We start from the raw sequence: 15,895 nt of genomic DNA on the forward strand, positions 1-15,895 counted from the left end.
TGCAGACTTCTTTAGTAGGAATCAATTAGTACACGGTGAAGAGAGGCGGTTGGATTTGAGCATTCTCCGGTGCTTAAATCTTGGATTCTAATACGTGCTTCGTTTGGAGTATTTGATGGAGATTGCGCTGATTCGGCTTTAGAAGGGCGAGTAGATAGCCCCATAGATCGGAGTAAGCGATTGATATGTTGTTCAGTGACTTCGATGCTCGTTTCTTTTGCTAGATGCTTTTTCAACCATTGGGCAGTCCATCGCTGGAAGGGATAGCCATACTCGCGTGGACTATGAGTTACTAGTTCTTTGAGCCGATTGAGGTAAAATTCATTCACCGTTTTGGGGCGACCGATTTGAGTTTCATTCCATAAATGTGCTTGACCAGCACGCGCGATCGCAATCCAATAGCGAGCGGTTTCATGGCAACAGCTTAAGCGATTGCAGATCTGAGTTTGTGAATAACCTTGATCTGCTAGTAGCATGATTTCAATCCGATGCTGGTATTCTGGACGCAATTCAGTTTGCAGTCTTTTAATCAGTAGCCTGCGCTGGAACGGTGTGAGAACGCTGCCTGAGTTGGTCAAATCACTGTCAAGAAAGTTAACTTTAGCCATTTTTCCCTATCCGTTGAGATGTGTTCTAGGACAGTGTTATGTTGCTATTGATTTCTCAGATGTAGTTGCGAAGAATTATCCAAAACGTTAACTTCGTGAGAAATGTTAATTTTGCAAAGCAAGCTTTCAAAGGAAAAAGACACAATACCACGGCAAATTCTCGAAGGGTACAATGAATGTACTCCCTTCCGAGAACCTGCCATATTCGTGCTTAGAATTAGTGTAACCAGGTCAAATCAGCTTACGTCGAGATAGCAAGTGTGTATTGAGTGCGACCATCACTTAGATTGAACGGAAAGACCTTCACAAGATATTCATCAGGAGCTAGACCTGTTAGGCTGATCGATTCATTTGCCACGCTTCCTAACTGAGAAACTGCAATAATCTCACTTGGATCAATAACGCCATTTTTATCAACATCTCGAATCACTTGCAAATCAACATCCATTGTTATGTCTGAAAGCGTTAGATCAAGATTGCCGCTGTTGATATTGAGCCTAAACAAATCGGCTTCATCGTTGAAATTGAATATATTTCCTAGTTTTTTTCCTGCCAATGGAAGATCAAACTCAAGATCAAGTTTGAAATTACCAATGCTTTCTCTGAGTGTTGTGTTGCCGTTAAGTAGGCTGAGATCAAGAGATCGCGCATTGCTGACTGTGTTGCCAGAATCCGTAGGTAACATTCCTAATTGATCCTCAGACAAGGTTGAAACCTGTTTCACAAAGTTGGCATATAGAGATAGGAAAATGTCATTGTTGAGATTACCATCCGTTCTAATCTCGTAATAATGCTGGACAATCTCTGCCTGTTGCTCACGATTGAAGCTGAATAAACTTTGACCCGCATTCATTCGCTTTACAAGTTCCGTTGCACCACCATAGTCATAACCGGACTGATTTGGTTGTCCAATGCCAGGTGGATAGGTTCCAGGAATGCGATCGTCGTGCTGACCGACTAGTGCTTCTGGAATATAAACTGCACCATCGTGTTGATATTGCCAAACATGGGCTAATTCATGAATTAAAGTATCCGGGCTAATGCCACCCCAAGAGTTAATGGTATTGAGGCTAGTAAAGGGTGCATCGTTAGTAATAAAACTTCTAGCCTTCACCAAAAACGATGCTTCATCGATTCGCACTAAGTCATAGTTAATTGAATTGCCAAAAACACTTTTGGCTCGCTCAATTTCTTCACTGGTTAATGCGCGAGTGTTGAATTTTCTCCAATCATAGTATGTTTCAAGAAGCTCTGGAATAGCAGCAATTTCTGCGTAATCAATTAAAATGCGACCAGCAGTTTTTGCTGCCTTCTCAAAATCTCCTGTTCCGACTGCTTCCAGTAACTCTACGTAATCGCTGCCTAGTTTCTTCAATTTTTTAGGTGTTTTTGTCACCCAATCAACAGTTCGCTCGAAGGCACCTGTTAGTTTACTATCCGCTTGTTTGGCAATCCAAGTTGCACCTTTTTTCAATCCCTTTCCAATATCTTTAATGCCATCCCAAATGTCTCCAGGGCTGGGAAGATCCACACCGAAAAGGGCTGGGCGTTCAACGCTATTGAAGTATCCACCTTCACTAATCGGAGTCGAGTAGGAATTAGCAATAAATTGGAGATCTGCGATCGCAGATGTTTTAATGGCTCGATCAACAGCAGTTGAGGGATTTAGCAATCCTGCTCCTGTTTCCGAGTCCCATCCTGGTGTATTCAAATCTGTTGCTGTGGATTCAAGAATATCGATCACTTGATGGTATTGCAGAGACGGGTTTGCTTGCCAAATGTTTGCAATGGTTCCTGTGACTTCAGCCGCTGCAATCGAGGTTCCCTCAACCGCATCAAATCGATTATCAGCAATAGACAGTAATGAATTGTTGTTTGCGCTGCCATACGCAACTAAGCTAAGACCATCTCCATAGCTTGAATAGAAGGCTCGATTGTGACCAAGGGCTGCCCCCACAGTGATAATGTTGTCAAACTCTTGAGCGGCTTGCCCAAGGACAGACATTGTTCCCCCGGTGTTGCCGGAGGCTACCACCACCAGAACCCCGTTCTCGTGTGCGTATCGAAGAGCATCGTGTTCTTGGGGGGTTAAAGCATGGCGGGTGCTTTGAGTGCCATCAGGATTAGTTTGAGCTAGATCAAAGCTAAGATTAACTACTGCGTGTGAACTGTTAGTGGCTTTTGCTGTATCTACAAACTCATTCAATGATTTTGCCCATTGACCTGATCCAACTGCACGACTGAGCCAAGTTCGTGAACGATCGCTAGAATTTGATCTGCTCTCTGCAACAGTCGTAATAACGTCAAAAACGCGTGTGCCGTGATCACTTTCATTCGGTGAAACAAAGGGATTATTATCCCCATCAATAAAGTCTCGTCCGATCAAAAGACGCGAATTGTCGATTTTTGGATGGTTGGCGTTAAATCCTGTATCGATAATGCCAATTAAATGACTCGAAGTGCCTGAATCAGAATGGTCAATTGGTTGAGCAGGACAACGAGATTTGGAGGACTCAGACCAAGATGAACTTGATCGCAGCATTGTTCTGTTTGCTGATATTGGCTCATGCACTTGCATTCCACTGTCGGAAAATTGCTGAATCTCAGTGCTTAAGCTTGTACCATTGTCAGACAATCTATTTAACGAATCAAAACCAGCTTTAGAGCCTGATGAGAATAGCATCTTCTTGTTCCTTTGTCATGATAAAAAATAGGCAAGTTAAACCTCAAACTCATTTAGAGTCAAGGTAAAACCGCGCGCAACGCTTTTAGGCGATCGCACTAAGAAGCAAATGCCGAAGTTACTCGCTTCGATAATTCACTGAAATGCTATAAAAAGTCCGCTGATGCTACGATCGCTTATCTGAGCTGAAAGGATATATTCTGGAAGTGAGCAATCCTTCCGATACAGAATCATTCCAAGAGAGCAGATAACTAGAAGCACTGCTGCTGCAAATAATCTGCGCCCTTGTATTGATATATCGGGAGTAGCCATAAGAAGTTATACAAACAGAAAAAAGATAGGTACATTACTGTTTTGCAGTGCAGCAATCTACGATCGGAGCACCTGCGATCGCACCCAATCCAGCAGACTGCAATAAATCTGTCCAATCTTGGGCCAACGTTGAATCTTTGGGCTTTTGGCGACGCAATTGAGCTAATGTTGTCACCGCATCGTACCAAATGCCATTTGCTGCGTAGCGCTGAACTTGCTCACGCGAAAGAACGGATTGACGCGAAGCATCGGGTCTGCGTTCGATCCAACCATCTACAAACATAGGATTACTCGGTGTGCAGTAGATCAGAAAATACCAGTGATAGAGTTTGCCTACTTCCAACGGCGAAACCGTGTTAGGTAAGGTTACGCTGACGATGCCTGGAGTAGTTCCTGATTGAGTCAGAGCCGTTTGATAGAGATACTTGCCCTGTTCATCCTGCAACACAAACTCCGTGGCTAAATTGCTTGTGAGCGGATACGGAACATAAAACCAAAAGGTCGGTCGATCGCTAACCGTCAATGCCCAAACTGGAGTGACATCCAAGCGATCAGGCGTCTTAGGTAAAACGGGCACTAATGCCGTTAATTGAGACGAAGCCACAGGACATTTGCCTCGACTCGCCCCGCCCTGCGGATGACCGCTCGGTGCCCCTCGACGTGGCAAAGGAGGGGGAACAAAGCGGGCAGCAGGCGCGGAGTTCACCGGAAAAGCCGTGAACAATCCGCTAATTAGAAGCGCGATCGTTGAGCAACTGAGTGCTTGTTTTTGAAAAAAATTGTGTCTCATAACTCATGTCCTAGAAATTTTTGTGATGGTTTTTGTGATTCCGCCTGAGAGACCTAATGCAAGCAAAGCTGGAACGAGTGGCACCCATCCCCCCTGCAGGAATAGCAGGAAGCAAGCTGTTCCTAATAGCGCGATCGCTGCGAGGGCTGCCAAACTTAAATAATGCGGTTTTCTGAGCCACCACGCTAACCCCCCACCAACAATTGCCCAACACCAAATCCAGAGCGTGTCCTGCCAAAACGACCACATCCACAGCAAAGGTCGTCGATCGAGAACTGCACTCAAAATTTGGCTCACCATTTGAGCTTGTAGCAGCACCCCAGGCGTTTTCTGGTGCAGCGAAGTACCGGTACTGTAGGGAGTTGACCAGAAATCCCCGAAACTCGGAGCCGTCACGCCAATTAAAACAATTCGATCTTTTAGAAAGGTGTGATCAAGCTGATTGTTTAGTAATTGCGTTAACGTGACCTGCGGTACGCTGTCTTGTAATGACTTGTAATTCCGGTAGTTCAGAAGAATTTGGTGCCCCCAAGAGTCAATGGTTTGATAGCCTCCCCTATGATTTTCAAGGGGCTGAAACGTTACGGAACCCAGTTGTAATGCTCCTTCTGGTGTAAATTGTGGAGTAATTCCCTGAGTGATGAGATACCGGAATGCAAGTTGAACACTAAACGAATACGAGGTAGAACACGCGGAACCAGGATACGGTTCCATTCCTAATAAATGACGACGCAGAATGCCATCCGGATCGGTCAAAAAATCGCTAAAGCCCCATTGCTCAGGTGGTACTTCCGGGGGCGGTGCAACGCCTGGATCATTGCTCGTGGAATCGGTTGCTTTGCAAACGGTAATGAGACGCGAATTTTGCCGAAGCCGATCGCTGAGCGATTTATTTTTTGTTGCGCTGCTGCGATAGATGTCGAGACCGACCGCAATCGGCTGTTGTTGCTCTAACTTGTCTAAAAGTTTCAATAAGGTCTGATCAGAGAGCGATCCTTGTCTTGGTTCGGGCTGTGCTTGAATGTCTGCTTCGGTTAGTGTCACCACTAAAAGACGAGAATCTGGTACTTCCTGGGAGCGCGATCGCAGGAATTGATCGAAGGCTTGTAGCTCTAGAGGTTGCATCCAGCCCATATGTCGTCCGCCGATCGTTAAGCCTGCTGCTGCTATGCTGCTGAAGAAAATCGCCGCCAATCCCCGTCGAATTTTGCTGCGTTTATGAGACTGGGAGGCTAATGGTGCAATCACCGTATCTTGCTCTTGTTGAGCGATTCCTTCAGTGTCTCCTTTCTTGACACTAAGCGTACTGTTACACCAATCTTGCCAAGTTTGTGGAACTTCGGCTGGATTTTGAAAAATGACGGGCAACCAGGTTGCATAGGGAAACTCCGGTTCCAAGGTTTCTAGTTGTTCTCGTGCCTGCCGAACTGCACTGTAGAGCGGTTGACCTGCGGCAAAGGCACTTAAGAGGTGCTTTAAGAACTCCTGAGCCACTCGATCGGGAACTGGCTCCCGCATCACAATGATTTGGGGAATGTGCAAATCAGTAAGCTGGCGAGCTAAACCAATTCCATCGCAGGAGTTAAAAATTGCCAGCTTTAATCCATGACGAATCGCAACTTTAAGTGCGTATTTAAGTTCACTCAACACCAGTCGATCGCTAGCATTAATCATCAATCGACCGACTTCAGATTCCGTGGAGCTATGTCCCGCAAAAAATAAAATATCCCAAGCCTGCCTCCACAACTGCTCTCCTAACTCCTGTCGTTGGGGTTCTACAAGCAGTTGAACGTGAGCTTGAGGAAGTTGTTCTAATAAGGCGCGATCGCGCTGCACATTAATGCCCACGCTACTACCGAGAATTGCCAAAACGTTGACGGTTGGTTTTGCCGTTTCGGTGCGCTCCACACGCTCATAGGCTGCCGTACTTAGGGCGATCTCTGCAGTGGGATAGCGGTCTAACACGTCCCACAAATGCCATGGTAATCGGCTCAGCTGCGGACTGCTAGTTTGAATTAGAACACGAATCTTCTCTGCCGGGTCGAGCTTTTCAAACCAGCGATCGCGCAAGGGGCGGAACACAGCAGAATTTAACCACGCATTCAACTGTTCAATTAATCGATGAGCGGCATGACGGCAGTCTTCTACTCTGGAAACATGGGTCACTTCATCCTGCAAAAACTCAATTCGCCACCGCTGCCCTAATCGGCGATAGGCGAGCTGCCAATCGTGATACTGCTGCGGCAAACTTGGCGCAGGTGGCAAAGTTCCGGGTAGCTCGATCGCAGGTTGCTTCCCTTCGTCCCCAATTTGCAGGATCACTGGAAACCCACGGTCAAAACTTCCTTCTCCAATCTTTAAGACAACTAACTTACTCACAGTAGCTTAACGTTTAACGTGTTAGAGTTTGTGAAATAAATCCATTAGTGCCGTGTTACTCCTAGCATTGGTATCGTCGAGCTAGATTACAAAACTTTCCACATAGCTCGCATTACCCAAAGTAATGTTGACACTAAAACGTTCGCCAAAGCTCCCCATTAACTGTTTTTGAATATAATCATCAGTGCTTCTTGCCTGAACGCTTTGCTGTATTTGTCCCTCTTCTAACAAAATCGTTAGTTCTAGACCTTCTGGTAAATAAACCTGATCACCAATCGGGTGAACTTGTAGCACAACACGAACATGGGAAGCCTGGGACGAGACATCCTCTTCGGGAATCAGTGACACGAGAAGCGCGACGGTCTGCGGTTCCGGCGAGCCGTCTAGTTGAATCAGTTTGGCACCACGAGTTTGAGTACTAGGGTCAGATAAATCGGTGTCCGACTCTGCGCTTCTAAAGCTGTACGCTGGACTCAAAGCTTGAGCGAATAAAAGCATTTCTGCGGCTTGCCAGCCTGCCTCAAAGTATTCATCAAGCCATTGTCTTAGCGTCACGATCGCTTGATTCACGGGAGCGAGCGAATGGAGATAGCTTGGCAATTCGTCGAGCGATCGCAGCTGACGCAGCATTAACCTTCCCGTTTGTAGCGTGGGACTAAACCCTAGTAAAGTCGCTTCTGTGAGCGATTCATTCAACTGAACAGCAACGAACCCGATGCGATCGCTTTGAGCTTCGACTGGAACTGGGCAAGTTTGAGCATTGGGTAAAATGGGGCGGCATTCGAGCTTGCCTCGGTGCCGGATATTTAGATCTGCCACATCCAGAAGTATTTGCATGACGGGATTTGCGCTATGGCTCGCTTCCCAATCTGTTTCAATCCCAATACACTGCAAGTAATAATTCACAGCCTGTACTGCCAATGTATTCAAATAAACCTGCTTGGCTTTTTGCCCGTCCGTGTACTGGCGGCGAAACTGCTCTGCTTGTTGATGCACCCTAGCAGCTAAGGGAACTGTAAATACCGATGAAATAAGGTCGCTCATAAAAATTGCTCACACTGGAATAAAAGTAGGGTCACGATCGAAGATACTCTTTAATTTTTGGTGCTAATTCTTTACAAGCGCGTTGATAGAAATTGCTCAAAGTTGGAATCTTGACGCCAAAGGATGCCGAAAGCTGTTCCCAGGATTCTCCCGCTAAGCGGCGAAGCGCAAGGATTTGAAAATTCACTTCAGAGCAGCTTTTCATCTGCTTGTGCTTAAAGCAATTTTCAGGATCTTCTTCTAAACACTGTTTAACAATGTCAGACATTGAAAGTGTCTCAGCGGAAACATTCGCCTTATCTAATTCATTGATATCTGCGACATAGGTAACTCGTGTGTTTGTACTGGAATAGTATTTAGTTCGTGCATCAATGAAACGCTTATTTAGTAAAAAGTTCACCCAAGTCATCACCTTACCTTTGGTCGAGTCGTAGCGATCAATAGAGCGACACATCTGTAGCCACAGTTCTTGTAAAGCTTCTTGGTAAAGATAAACATAGGTTTCTGCAGGTAATTGTCCACGAGGGCAGTAAAGTTTACCTGACTGTTGAATCAAGCGAATCAGCCGACCCAAAGCGGTTTGCCGCTCGTGGCTGTGGGGTGCATATCGTTGAGCTTCCATGACCAGCCGTTCTAGTTGTTCATCCAGTTCGTCCATTGGGGAGTTGAAATTGAGCGATCGGTCACTCACTATCATGATGGAATTCCAATAGTGAAGGTGTGCTCTGATACAAATCTATGGAGATCCCATTTGGCTTCTGTAGCAATTTGATTTAAACAGCAAGAAGCACTCCCATATTTCATGAAGTGCTATATATCTCTCGGACAGGATGCACAGAAATTATCCAATCGCCTGCAATTTTCTTGAATATCCCTCTCTCAAGAAACACTTTCGACAGGGTATTATCAACTTAACCCGAATGTAGAATAATCGGACTGATTTAACTCGGATCACCTCTTCTCATGTACTCCCGTCATCGCTTTCCCGGCGAAATCATCAGTTCCTGTGTGTGGCTTTACTACACTTTTCCTCTGAGTTACCGGGATATCGAGAAGATGATGTTGTACCGAGGCATCGAGGTGACGTACGAATCGATTCGGGAATGGTGCCAGAAATTCGGACAGCAATACGCGAATCAGGTGCGGCGCAAGCGTCCTTACATTACAGACAAATGGCATCTTGACGAAATGGTAGTCACAATCAAGAAGCAGCAATACTACCTGTGGCGGGCAGTAGACAGTGAAGGGAACGTGCTGGATGTCTTATTACAACGCCATCGAGGCACCGAAGCAGCGAAGCGATTTTTCCGTAAGCTGCTGAAGAAACAAGGGTTTGTGCCACGGGTGATAGTCACCGACAAGCTCAAGAGTTACGAAGCGGCAAAGAAACAGGTGATGCCGAGCGTAGAACACCGACAACACAAAGAGTTGAATAATCGGGCAGAAAATTCGCATCAACCGACAAGAATGCGAGAGCGACGAATGCGGCGATTTAAATCTGTGGGGCAAGCGCAACGATTCCTTTCTGCCTTTGACCCGATTCGCTCCCACTTTCACCCGAAGCAACATGACCTGAGTGCAAAACGATATCGAGAACAGATGCGCCAACGCTTTGAGGATTGGCGAGAAATCACTGGTGTGAAAGATGCTGCGTAAATTGGAGCGATGACCGCGATCGAGAAATTATTGTGCCTAATTTTGATTGTCATCGGTTAAGTTGACAATGCCGTTGCTGGGCTAAACTCTGCTGCGTAATCAGAGGGATCAAGACTGCTTAGGATTATCATGCCTAATTTTTAATGTACTCCGTTAAGTTAATAATGCCACTCTTCAACATCCTTGAAGCGTTGACACGAATTCAACATGCGGTTAACCAAATTAAGCGCTAGAAATGCCCCAAGTCAATTGTTATAAAAATTGATGTCTGGCGTTTGATCATCTGGATAAATTGGCGGGGACTGCACTGAAAGCAAGACAACATCCTCATCGGGTGTCCGAAAGCCATGACTTGCACCCACAGAAATATAGATCGTATCTCCGGGTTTAACGGAATACTCTTTTTCGTCTAGCGTGATAATTGCGGTCCCTTCAAGAATGTAAAGAAAAGATTCAGAAGCTTCGTGAACGTGAGGTTCCAGCGCAGATCCTTTAGCAATCTTCACATGGTCGAATCCCACAGATAAAAGCTGTTCACGGGACAATAATCGAGTAATGGTTGCGCCAAACAACGCTTTGGACTCGAACTCTGTAATGTTCTTGATCGTAACTCTGTTGATTGTAGTAATCATTTTTTATCCTCCTAACGATTTCTATTAGGTTCCGACTGCTGTTGCTCATCGTGGTTTTATAACATCTGAAGTGTTTTGATACTGTTCTGCAATTTTGGTAAACGCATCAACACAACGATCAAGCTGCGATCGCGTGTGAACTGCCGAAATCTGAACTCGAATTCGAGCTTGATTTTGGGGAACCACCGGGTAGCTAAATCCAATCACATAGATACCTTCATCGAGGAGCGCCCGTGCCATTGTCTTTGCCAGCTTCGCGTCGTAAAGCATAATCGGCACAATCGGATGGATACCGGGCTGGATTTCAAAGCCACGATCGTGCATTTGCTGCCGGAAATAGCGCGTGTTCTCGATTAAACGGCTGCGTAACTCATTCGACTGGCTCAGGAGATCCAATACCGTCAAACTCGTGTAGGCGATCACGGGTGCCAACGTATTGGAAAATAGGTAGGGGCGCGATCGTTGTCGCAGCAAGTCGATTATCACTCGATGCCCGCTAGTAAAGCCTCCTGATGCCCCACCGAGCGCTTTTCCAAGCGTACTAGTGATCAGGTCAACCCGGCCCATGACACCACAGTGTTCAATTGATCCGCGTCCCATTGCTCCCAAAATGCCCGTTGCGTGACTATCATCTACCATAACAAGGGCATCGTATTGTTCCGCTAAATCGCAGATGAGATCGAGCTTGGCAATCTCCCCGTCCATGCTGAAAACGCCATCGGTTGCAATCAAGCGAATTTTGGCGGATTGGGTTTGTTGAAGGATCTGCTCTAACTCCTGGATATCGCTGTGAGCAAATCGATATCGTTGTGCCTTGCAAAGTCGAATCCCATCGATCACACTGGCATGATTCAACGCATCGCTAATCACCGCGCAATCCGCATCTAACAGTGTTTCAAATAGCCCCGTATTGGCATCAAAGCAAGCGTTATACAAAATGGTATCCTCGGTGCCAAGAAACGCTGAGAGCCTTGCTTCAAGTTCTTTATGAATTGCTTGCGTTCCACAAATAAATCGCACCGATGACAACCCAAACCCATACTTTGCCAAACCCTCTTGAGCGGCTGCAATCACATCAGGATGGGTGGCAAGTCCCAGGTAATTGTTGGTGCAGAAGTTCAAAACCGTTTGTCCTCCCTTAATTTCAATCTCGGCTCCCTGAGGACTGATGAGAATTCGTTCTTCTTTCGCAAGACCAGCTTGATCGATCTCATCTAGCATCGACTGAAAGATAGCGGCTGCTGTGTTCAACATGATGACATCCTCGTAAGAAGATTAACGATTCCGGTTTTTCAATGGAACGTCCAACCGTCGCGAAAGTTGTTTGAGCATATCTTCAACGATCGCGGGCAAATCATATTCTGGTCGCCATCCCCAATCGGCTCGTGCCTTAGAATCATCGACCTCAGACACCCAGGAATCCGCGATCGCTTGTCGAAAATCAGGCGCATAATCGCAGACAAAATCCGGCAGATACCGCTGAATTTCGCTGACAAGTTCTGCTGCCGAAAAACTCACGGCAGTAATGTTGTAGCTAGAGCGAATTTTGATGGCTGCTTCATCTGCTTGCATTAGCTCTAAAACGGCTCTCACTGCATCCGGCATATACATCATCGGCAATCGAGTTTCAGGACGAACAAAGCAGGTATAGTGCCGGTCTTTCAGCGCTGCGTAGAAGATTTCTACTGCAAAGTCGGTGGTGCCGCCACCGGGAGGAATGCTGTAACTGATGATGCCAGGTAAGCGAAGACTACGCACATCAACACCATAGCGATGGGCGTAATAATGACACAACAATTCTCCGGTGACTTTGGTAATGCCATACATCGTGGAGGGGTCTTCGATCGTGATTTGAGGCGTATCTAGTTTGGGGGTATGCGGCCCAAACACAGCGATCGAGCTAGGAAAGAAAAGCTTGAGGTGATAAATTCTGGCGGTTTCTAGAACGTTGTACAACCCATTGACGTTAACATTCCAGCAGCGATCGGGCTGTTGTTCTCCTTTTGCTGACAACACCCCTGCTAAATGATAAATCGTATTGATTTGATATTTTTCGATTAAATCCTGAAGCCGCTGTCGATCCATCACATCTAAGACTTCGTAGAAACGATAATCTCTCTGAGGAACTGCGTCACAGTGGTATGCCCGATGCAACGCTGCTCGACTGCTTTCAAGTACACTCGCTGCTCCGTAGTGCTGACACAACGCAGCAACAAGGTCACCCCCAAGTTGACCTTTTGCTCCAGTCACTAAAATCGTACCCATATCCAGATATTCAGAATGAATTAGCAGTAATTGCGGCTTTATGTGTAGAGCTTGCCTAAAAGACTGTGGATTATTTAACTCGATTGTATTAATCTTTCTTTGGATGGCAATCCCTCATAAGTGGCAGATAAAATTGTGGTAGTGCTATTTAACCTGAGTTCGGGTTAAGCCGGGAGCAAGAGATTATGGTCGAGGGCAATCGACGGCTTCTTTGGCTGATAGCAATACGCAATTAGTTCGCCCAGGATATTGATAAAGCAATTGACTGGAGAGCGATGAGGTGAATGCTCGATTTAAGAAATGTTCTTTAACTGGTCGATGATCGTTTCGATGATGGAGTGGCGGTGCAGCATCAAACGGTCATTCAGTGGCAGCAATCGCTGTTTCGTATTGCGGTTAAGTTGATAATGCCTATCTCTATCATCTTGACGCTGTGCGCCCTTACTTGCCGCCCAACGTTGAATACCTCGCAGTCGATGGTTACTATGCCAAAGCCAGATTTGTTTCAGGAGCGGTGGATCTGAAGTTGCACGTCATCAGCAAGCTCAGGTGCGATGCGAACCTTCAGTTTCTCTACATGGGAGAGCAAAAGCGACGAGGGAGACCGCGCAAGTATGCAGGTAAAGTTGACTTGAGTGACCTCAGTCGCTTCACGTTTGTCGAAACCGTATCCCCAAATGTGAATCTGTACACTGCTGTCGTCTTTCATGTGTCGCTCAAACGCTCGATTCGAGTCGTCTACCTGGTAGACCAGCGCTCGACTCGCGTTCGGACTTGTTTGCTCTTCAGCACAGATGCTGGGCAAGACCCGGTGCGAATTTACCACTACTACAAACTGCGATTCCAAATCGAATTTATCTTTCGAGACGCAAAGCAATTTACGGGACTAGAAGATTGTCAAGCTCGCGATGCTCAAAAACTCGCCTTCCATTTCAATGCCAGTTTCACGGCACTCAATCTCGCTAGACTCGACGCTTTGCAGCAGCATTCAGGACTAGCTCCATTTGTCTTCTCAATGGCAAGTGTCAAACGGCAAATGCTCAATCAGCACCTGCTCGAACGATTTATTTGCAACTTAGACTTAGACCCAAGCCAAATTAAATCGCATCCCAACTACTCAAGCCTTTGCAATTACGGCATTATCGCTGCCTGATTCTGCCCGGACTATTGCTTGTAGACATGGTACTGGAACCCGTTTGCTGTCCGAACTGCAACAGCACTAACGTTGTGAAAAATGGCAAAAGTGACGAAGGAAAACAACGGTATCGTTGCCGCAATACCGATTGTCCTCGCCGCTCTTTCATCCGAGACTACAGCTATCGCGGCTATTTGCCAGAAGTCAAGCAGCAAATCAGCGATATGGCAGTGAATGGCAGTGGGATTCGAGATACCGCAAGAGTGCTGAAAATTAGCCCCACAACCGTGATTGAGGAATAAAAAAAAAGATCGCCATCTCGAACGAGTCAACACGGCTCTACTCCAACAGATGGAAAGTTTACCCACGAGTGCGATGGTGGTAAAAGTTGAAGAAGCGGAAATGGACGAGATGTGGAGTTTTGTGCAGTCTAAGAAACAACAACGGTGGTTGTGGCATGCCATTGATCATCGCACAGGTACAGTGTTAGCTTATGTCCTTGCTCCGCATGAAGATGCAGCACTCAAAGAACTTCAGCAATTGCTTGCTCCATTTGCCATCAAGCGCTTCTACACCGATAGTTGGGGTGCATACTTGCGATTGCTAGAAGCTCAAAAGCACACTGTAGGTAAAGCAAATACACAACGGATTGAGCGCAAGCATTTGACGCTTCGCACACGGGTCAGGCGGTTAGCTCGAAAAACAATTTGCTTCTCCAAATCGATCTGGCTGCACGATGTCGTGATTGGATTGTTCATCAACCGCTATGAATTTGGTCGAGCAGTGTGATAGCTCATCCACAGGTCTAGAACATGACCCAGTTCCTTACATATCGCTCGTAAAGATACGCCATGCCTGATTGCAATTGCTCGATATTCAGTAAAGCTTCATCGTTACTGCGTTTGACATATCCTTGTTCGCACTTCCATCGGGTTGTTTTCAGTAAAACCAGGTTGCTGATCCTTCACCTGAACTCACTTGATCAATCGTGAAAAGATCGCCTGGAAAGTAAGCCAAAAAGTAGGGCGTTTGCAGGCAATTCAATAGGAACTTGTTGAGTTTCCCCTTCGACTCGAATCGTTGTGGTTTTAGTCGGGGAAAGGGTAGCCTGACTACCCGGAGTAACAGGTACAGCTTGCGAACTAGCAGGAGAACTAATGGCGCTGGAACCTCCTGTTACTCCGGGAGCACAAGCTGCCAAGCTTCCAAACAGCAGCGCTACCAGCAATAAACGATTTAGCATTATGATCTCCAGATAATTCTCTACTCTGTATTGGTGATAGCTTTAGCTTCACTATTACTTCTGGAATTTACACAAGTATTTCAAAAGAGCTTATTCAGCGTTTTCATTTTTATAAATCTACTATTACCGTTATTTTAAAACACGAGAAGATTTGTGGAATGGTGCTTTCTTCACTTGAAGTCATAGCTTGTCTTCTTCATCCTAAAAAGCTATGACGTACCATTTACAATCGTTTCAAAAATGGATACTCGGATCAGTTGCATTGAGTCTATTGGCAGGAACAATAATGGCTTGCCAAAACCAGCCACCGATCGTTGTCAGTTCTCCGACTTCGGTTTCCTCAACGCAAAATGTCTATCGCAATGATCGCTTAAGGTTCGAGTTTCGCTATCCTGAAAAGGATTTTGTGGTCGATCCGTTGACCAAAAGTCCACCGACAGAGGCAGATGCGATCGCGACGGTCGAAGTCTGGACGAAGGAACATTACCAAAAGCTCAAAGCAGGGGCTTATGAAGGTGGAACAGAATATCCTGCTAATGTTCAAGTTGCCGTTTATCAGAATCCGAAAAAGCTAGACTTGCAGAACTGGGTACAACAGAATGATCGATTTGCCGCTCCACAGCAATTCAAGACGACCACGATCGTAGGTCAAACCGGAATCGCTTTTCAGTCGAGTGGACTATACGAGCATGAACATATTGCTTTTCAATCTGATGATGAGATTACTTTGATTACGTTATCCAAAACTGGCCACGGCAACAACGATGCAACTTACCGAACCGCCTTTGATCAAATCATTCGCACATTTCAGAGAATTTAGCATTTCTGGTAGGCACAATACCAGGCTTTGAAACAAAACCACTGTAATGTACAGATAGAGCATTAAGAACGACCAAGAGCAAAAACAGCAGACTTAAATAGATCGGAATTGGAGCAGAAAGATGAGCCAGCCATACGATGATCGCTTTTCTTCACCCTGCAAGGATGATTCGTATTACGCAGGTGAATTGGTTGTGTCGCAAAAATGGTAGGGTAGTGGAGCTTAATTTCCTCTAGCCTCGCTCTAAATGACTGCTGACTCCCTGTTCAAATCGCACCACTTTCTACCTGAAATGATCTTACTGAATGTGCGCTGGTATTGTCGTTAT

General features: G+C 46.0%; 14 protein-coding genes and 1 pseudogene. 4 read left to right on the forward strand and 11 right to left on the reverse strand.

Going from position 1 to position 15,895, the window contains the following annotated elements; translation table 11 throughout:
- Positions 1-11 precede the first annotated feature (11 nt).
- The 6 genes from H6F51_00485 to H6F51_00510 form a co-directional block, all read right to left on the reverse strand.
- On the reverse strand, positions 12-608 hold the full coding sequence (locus H6F51_00485; GenBank protein MBD1821000.1) for a helix-turn-helix domain containing protein: 597 nt from the start codon (positions 606-608) through the stop codon (positions 12-14).
- A 241-nt stretch (positions 609-849) separates the two neighbouring features.
- Positions 850-3,150, reverse strand: coding sequence for a S8/S53 family peptidase (locus tag H6F51_00490; GenBank protein ID MBD1821001.1), 2,301 nt, complete (start codon positions 3,148-3,150; stop codon positions 850-852).
- Between the two features lie 487 nt (positions 3,151-3,637).
- Positions 3,638-4,393: a DUF928 domain-containing protein gene (locus H6F51_00495; GenBank protein MBD1821002.1), complete on the reverse strand. Its 756-nt coding sequence runs from the start codon at positions 4,391-4,393 to the stop codon at positions 3,638-3,640.
- Between the two features lie 3 nt (positions 4,394-4,396).
- Positions 4,397-6,772 (reverse strand): CHASE2 domain-containing protein, encoded by a 2,376-nt coding sequence (locus H6F51_00500; GenBank protein ID MBD1821003.1) that lies wholly within the window; start codon positions 6,770-6,772, stop codon positions 4,397-4,399.
- A gap of 81 nt (positions 6,773-6,853) precedes the next feature.
- On the reverse strand, positions 6,854-7,816 hold the full coding sequence (locus H6F51_00505) for a DUF1822 family protein (GenBank protein MBD1821004.1): 963 nt from the start codon (positions 7,814-7,816) through the stop codon (positions 6,854-6,856).
- 31 nt (positions 7,817-7,847) lie between these two features.
- Complete coding sequence (locus H6F51_00510; protein MBD1821005.1) at positions 7,848-8,513, reverse strand: sigma-70 family RNA polymerase sigma factor; 666 nt, start codon at positions 8,511-8,513, stop codon at positions 7,848-7,850.
- 266 nt (positions 8,514-8,779) lie between these two features.
- Here H6F51_00510 and H6F51_00515 point away from each other — a divergent pair, with 266 nt between their 5' ends.
- Positions 8,780-9,472: an IS6 family transposase gene (locus H6F51_00515; GenBank protein ID MBD1821006.1), complete on the forward strand. Its 693-nt coding sequence runs from the start codon at positions 8,780-8,782 to the stop codon at positions 9,470-9,472.
- A 245-nt stretch (positions 9,473-9,717) separates the two neighbouring features.
- Here the strand turns inward: H6F51_00515 and H6F51_00520 are convergent, their stop codons facing one another.
- From H6F51_00520 to H6F51_00535, 4 genes are all read right to left on the reverse strand, one after another.
- Complete coding sequence (locus tag H6F51_00520; GenBank protein ID MBD1821007.1) at positions 9,718-10,104, reverse strand: cupin domain-containing protein; 387 nt, start codon at positions 10,102-10,104, stop codon at positions 9,718-9,720.
- Positions 10,105-10,149: 45 nt separating this feature from the next.
- A complete protein-coding gene (kbl, locus tag H6F51_00525) occupies positions 10,150-11,358 on the reverse strand; it encodes a glycine C-acetyltransferase (protein ID MBD1821008.1) in 1,209 nt (402 codons plus the stop codon).
- 21 nt (positions 11,359-11,379) lie between these two features.
- Positions 11,380-12,369, reverse strand: a complete 990-nt coding sequence (locus tag H6F51_00530; GenBank protein MBD1821009.1) for an NAD-dependent epimerase/dehydratase family protein — start codon at positions 12,367-12,369, stop codon at positions 11,380-11,382.
- Between the two features lie 293 nt (positions 12,370-12,662).
- Positions 12,663-12,746, reverse strand: coding sequence for a hypothetical protein (locus H6F51_00535; GenBank protein ID MBD1821010.1), 84 nt, complete (start codon positions 12,744-12,746; stop codon positions 12,663-12,665).
- Between the two features lie 56 nt (positions 12,747-12,802).
- On the opposite strand from H6F51_00535, the gene H6F51_00540 reads away from it, so the two are divergent.
- Both H6F51_00540 and H6F51_00545 read left to right on the forward strand, forming a co-directional pair.
- Positions 12,803-13,522, forward strand: coding sequence for a transposase (locus H6F51_00540; GenBank protein ID MBD1821011.1), 720 nt, complete (start codon positions 12,803-12,805; stop codon positions 13,520-13,522).
- Positions 13,523-13,548: 26 nt separating this feature from the next.
- Positions 13,549-14,293 (forward strand): annotated as a pseudogene (locus tag H6F51_00545) (IS1 family transposase).
- A gap of 193 nt (positions 14,294-14,486) precedes the next feature.
- Here the strand turns inward: H6F51_00545 and H6F51_00550 are convergent.
- Entirely contained in the window at positions 14,487-14,747 is a 261-nt protein-coding gene (locus tag H6F51_00550; GenBank protein MBD1821012.1) for a hypothetical protein, read from the reverse strand.
- A 211-nt stretch (positions 14,748-14,958) separates the two neighbouring features.
- On the opposite strand from H6F51_00550, the gene H6F51_00555 reads away from it, so the two are divergent.
- Positions 14,959-15,567, forward strand: a complete 609-nt coding sequence (locus tag H6F51_00555; protein ID MBD1821013.1) for a hypothetical protein — start codon at positions 14,959-14,961, stop codon at positions 15,565-15,567.
- The last annotated feature ends 328 nt before the right edge of the window (positions 15,568-15,895 follow it).

The sequence above is a fragment of the Cyanobacteria bacterium FACHB-DQ100 genome (assembly GCA_014695195.1).
Lineage (GTDB): Bacteria > Cyanobacteriota > Cyanobacteriia > Leptolyngbyales > Leptolyngbyaceae > Leptolyngbya.

What these genes read in the sequence shown, in the direction of transcription:
- H6F51_00495 (MBD1821002.1), bottom strand. Translation starts at nt 4,393, where the DNA reads ATGAGACACAATTTTTTTCAAAAACAAGCACTCAGTTGCTCAACGATC.
- H6F51_00510 (MBD1821005.1), bottom strand. Translation starts at nt 8,513, where the DNA reads ATGATAGTGAGTGACCGATCGCTCAATTTCAACTCCCCAATGGACGAA.
- H6F51_00505 (MBD1821004.1), bottom strand. Translation starts at nt 7,816, where the DNA reads ATGAGCGACCTTATTTCATCGGTATTTACAGTTCCCTTAGCTGCTAGG.
- H6F51_00490 (MBD1821001.1), bottom strand. Translation starts at nt 3,150, where the DNA reads ATGCTGCGATCAAGTTCATCTTGGTCTGAGTCCTCCAAATCTCGTTGT.
- H6F51_00555 (MBD1821013.1), top strand. Translation starts at nt 14,959, where the DNA reads ATGACGTACCATTTACAATCGTTTCAAAAATGGATACTCGGATCAGTT.
- H6F51_00550 (MBD1821012.1), bottom strand. Translation starts at nt 14,747, where the DNA reads ATGCTAAATCGTTTATTGCTGGTAGCGCTGCTGTTTGGAAGCTTGGCA.
- H6F51_00485 (MBD1821000.1), bottom strand. Translation starts at nt 608, where the DNA reads ATGGCTAAAGTTAACTTTCTTGACAGTGATTTGACCAACTCAGGCAGC.
- H6F51_00520 (MBD1821007.1), bottom strand. Translation starts at nt 10,104, where the DNA reads ATGATTACTACAATCAACAGAGTTACGATCAAGAACATTACAGAGTTC.
- H6F51_00530 (MBD1821009.1), bottom strand. Translation starts at nt 12,369, where the DNA reads ATGGGTACGATTTTAGTGACTGGAGCAAAAGGTCAACTTGGGGGTGAC.
- kbl (MBD1821008.1), bottom strand. Translation starts at nt 11,358, where the DNA reads ATGTTGAACACAGCAGCCGCTATCTTTCAGTCGATGCTAGATGAGATC.
- H6F51_00515 (MBD1821006.1), top strand. Translation starts at nt 8,780, where the DNA reads ATGTACTCCCGTCATCGCTTTCCCGGCGAAATCATCAGTTCCTGTGTG.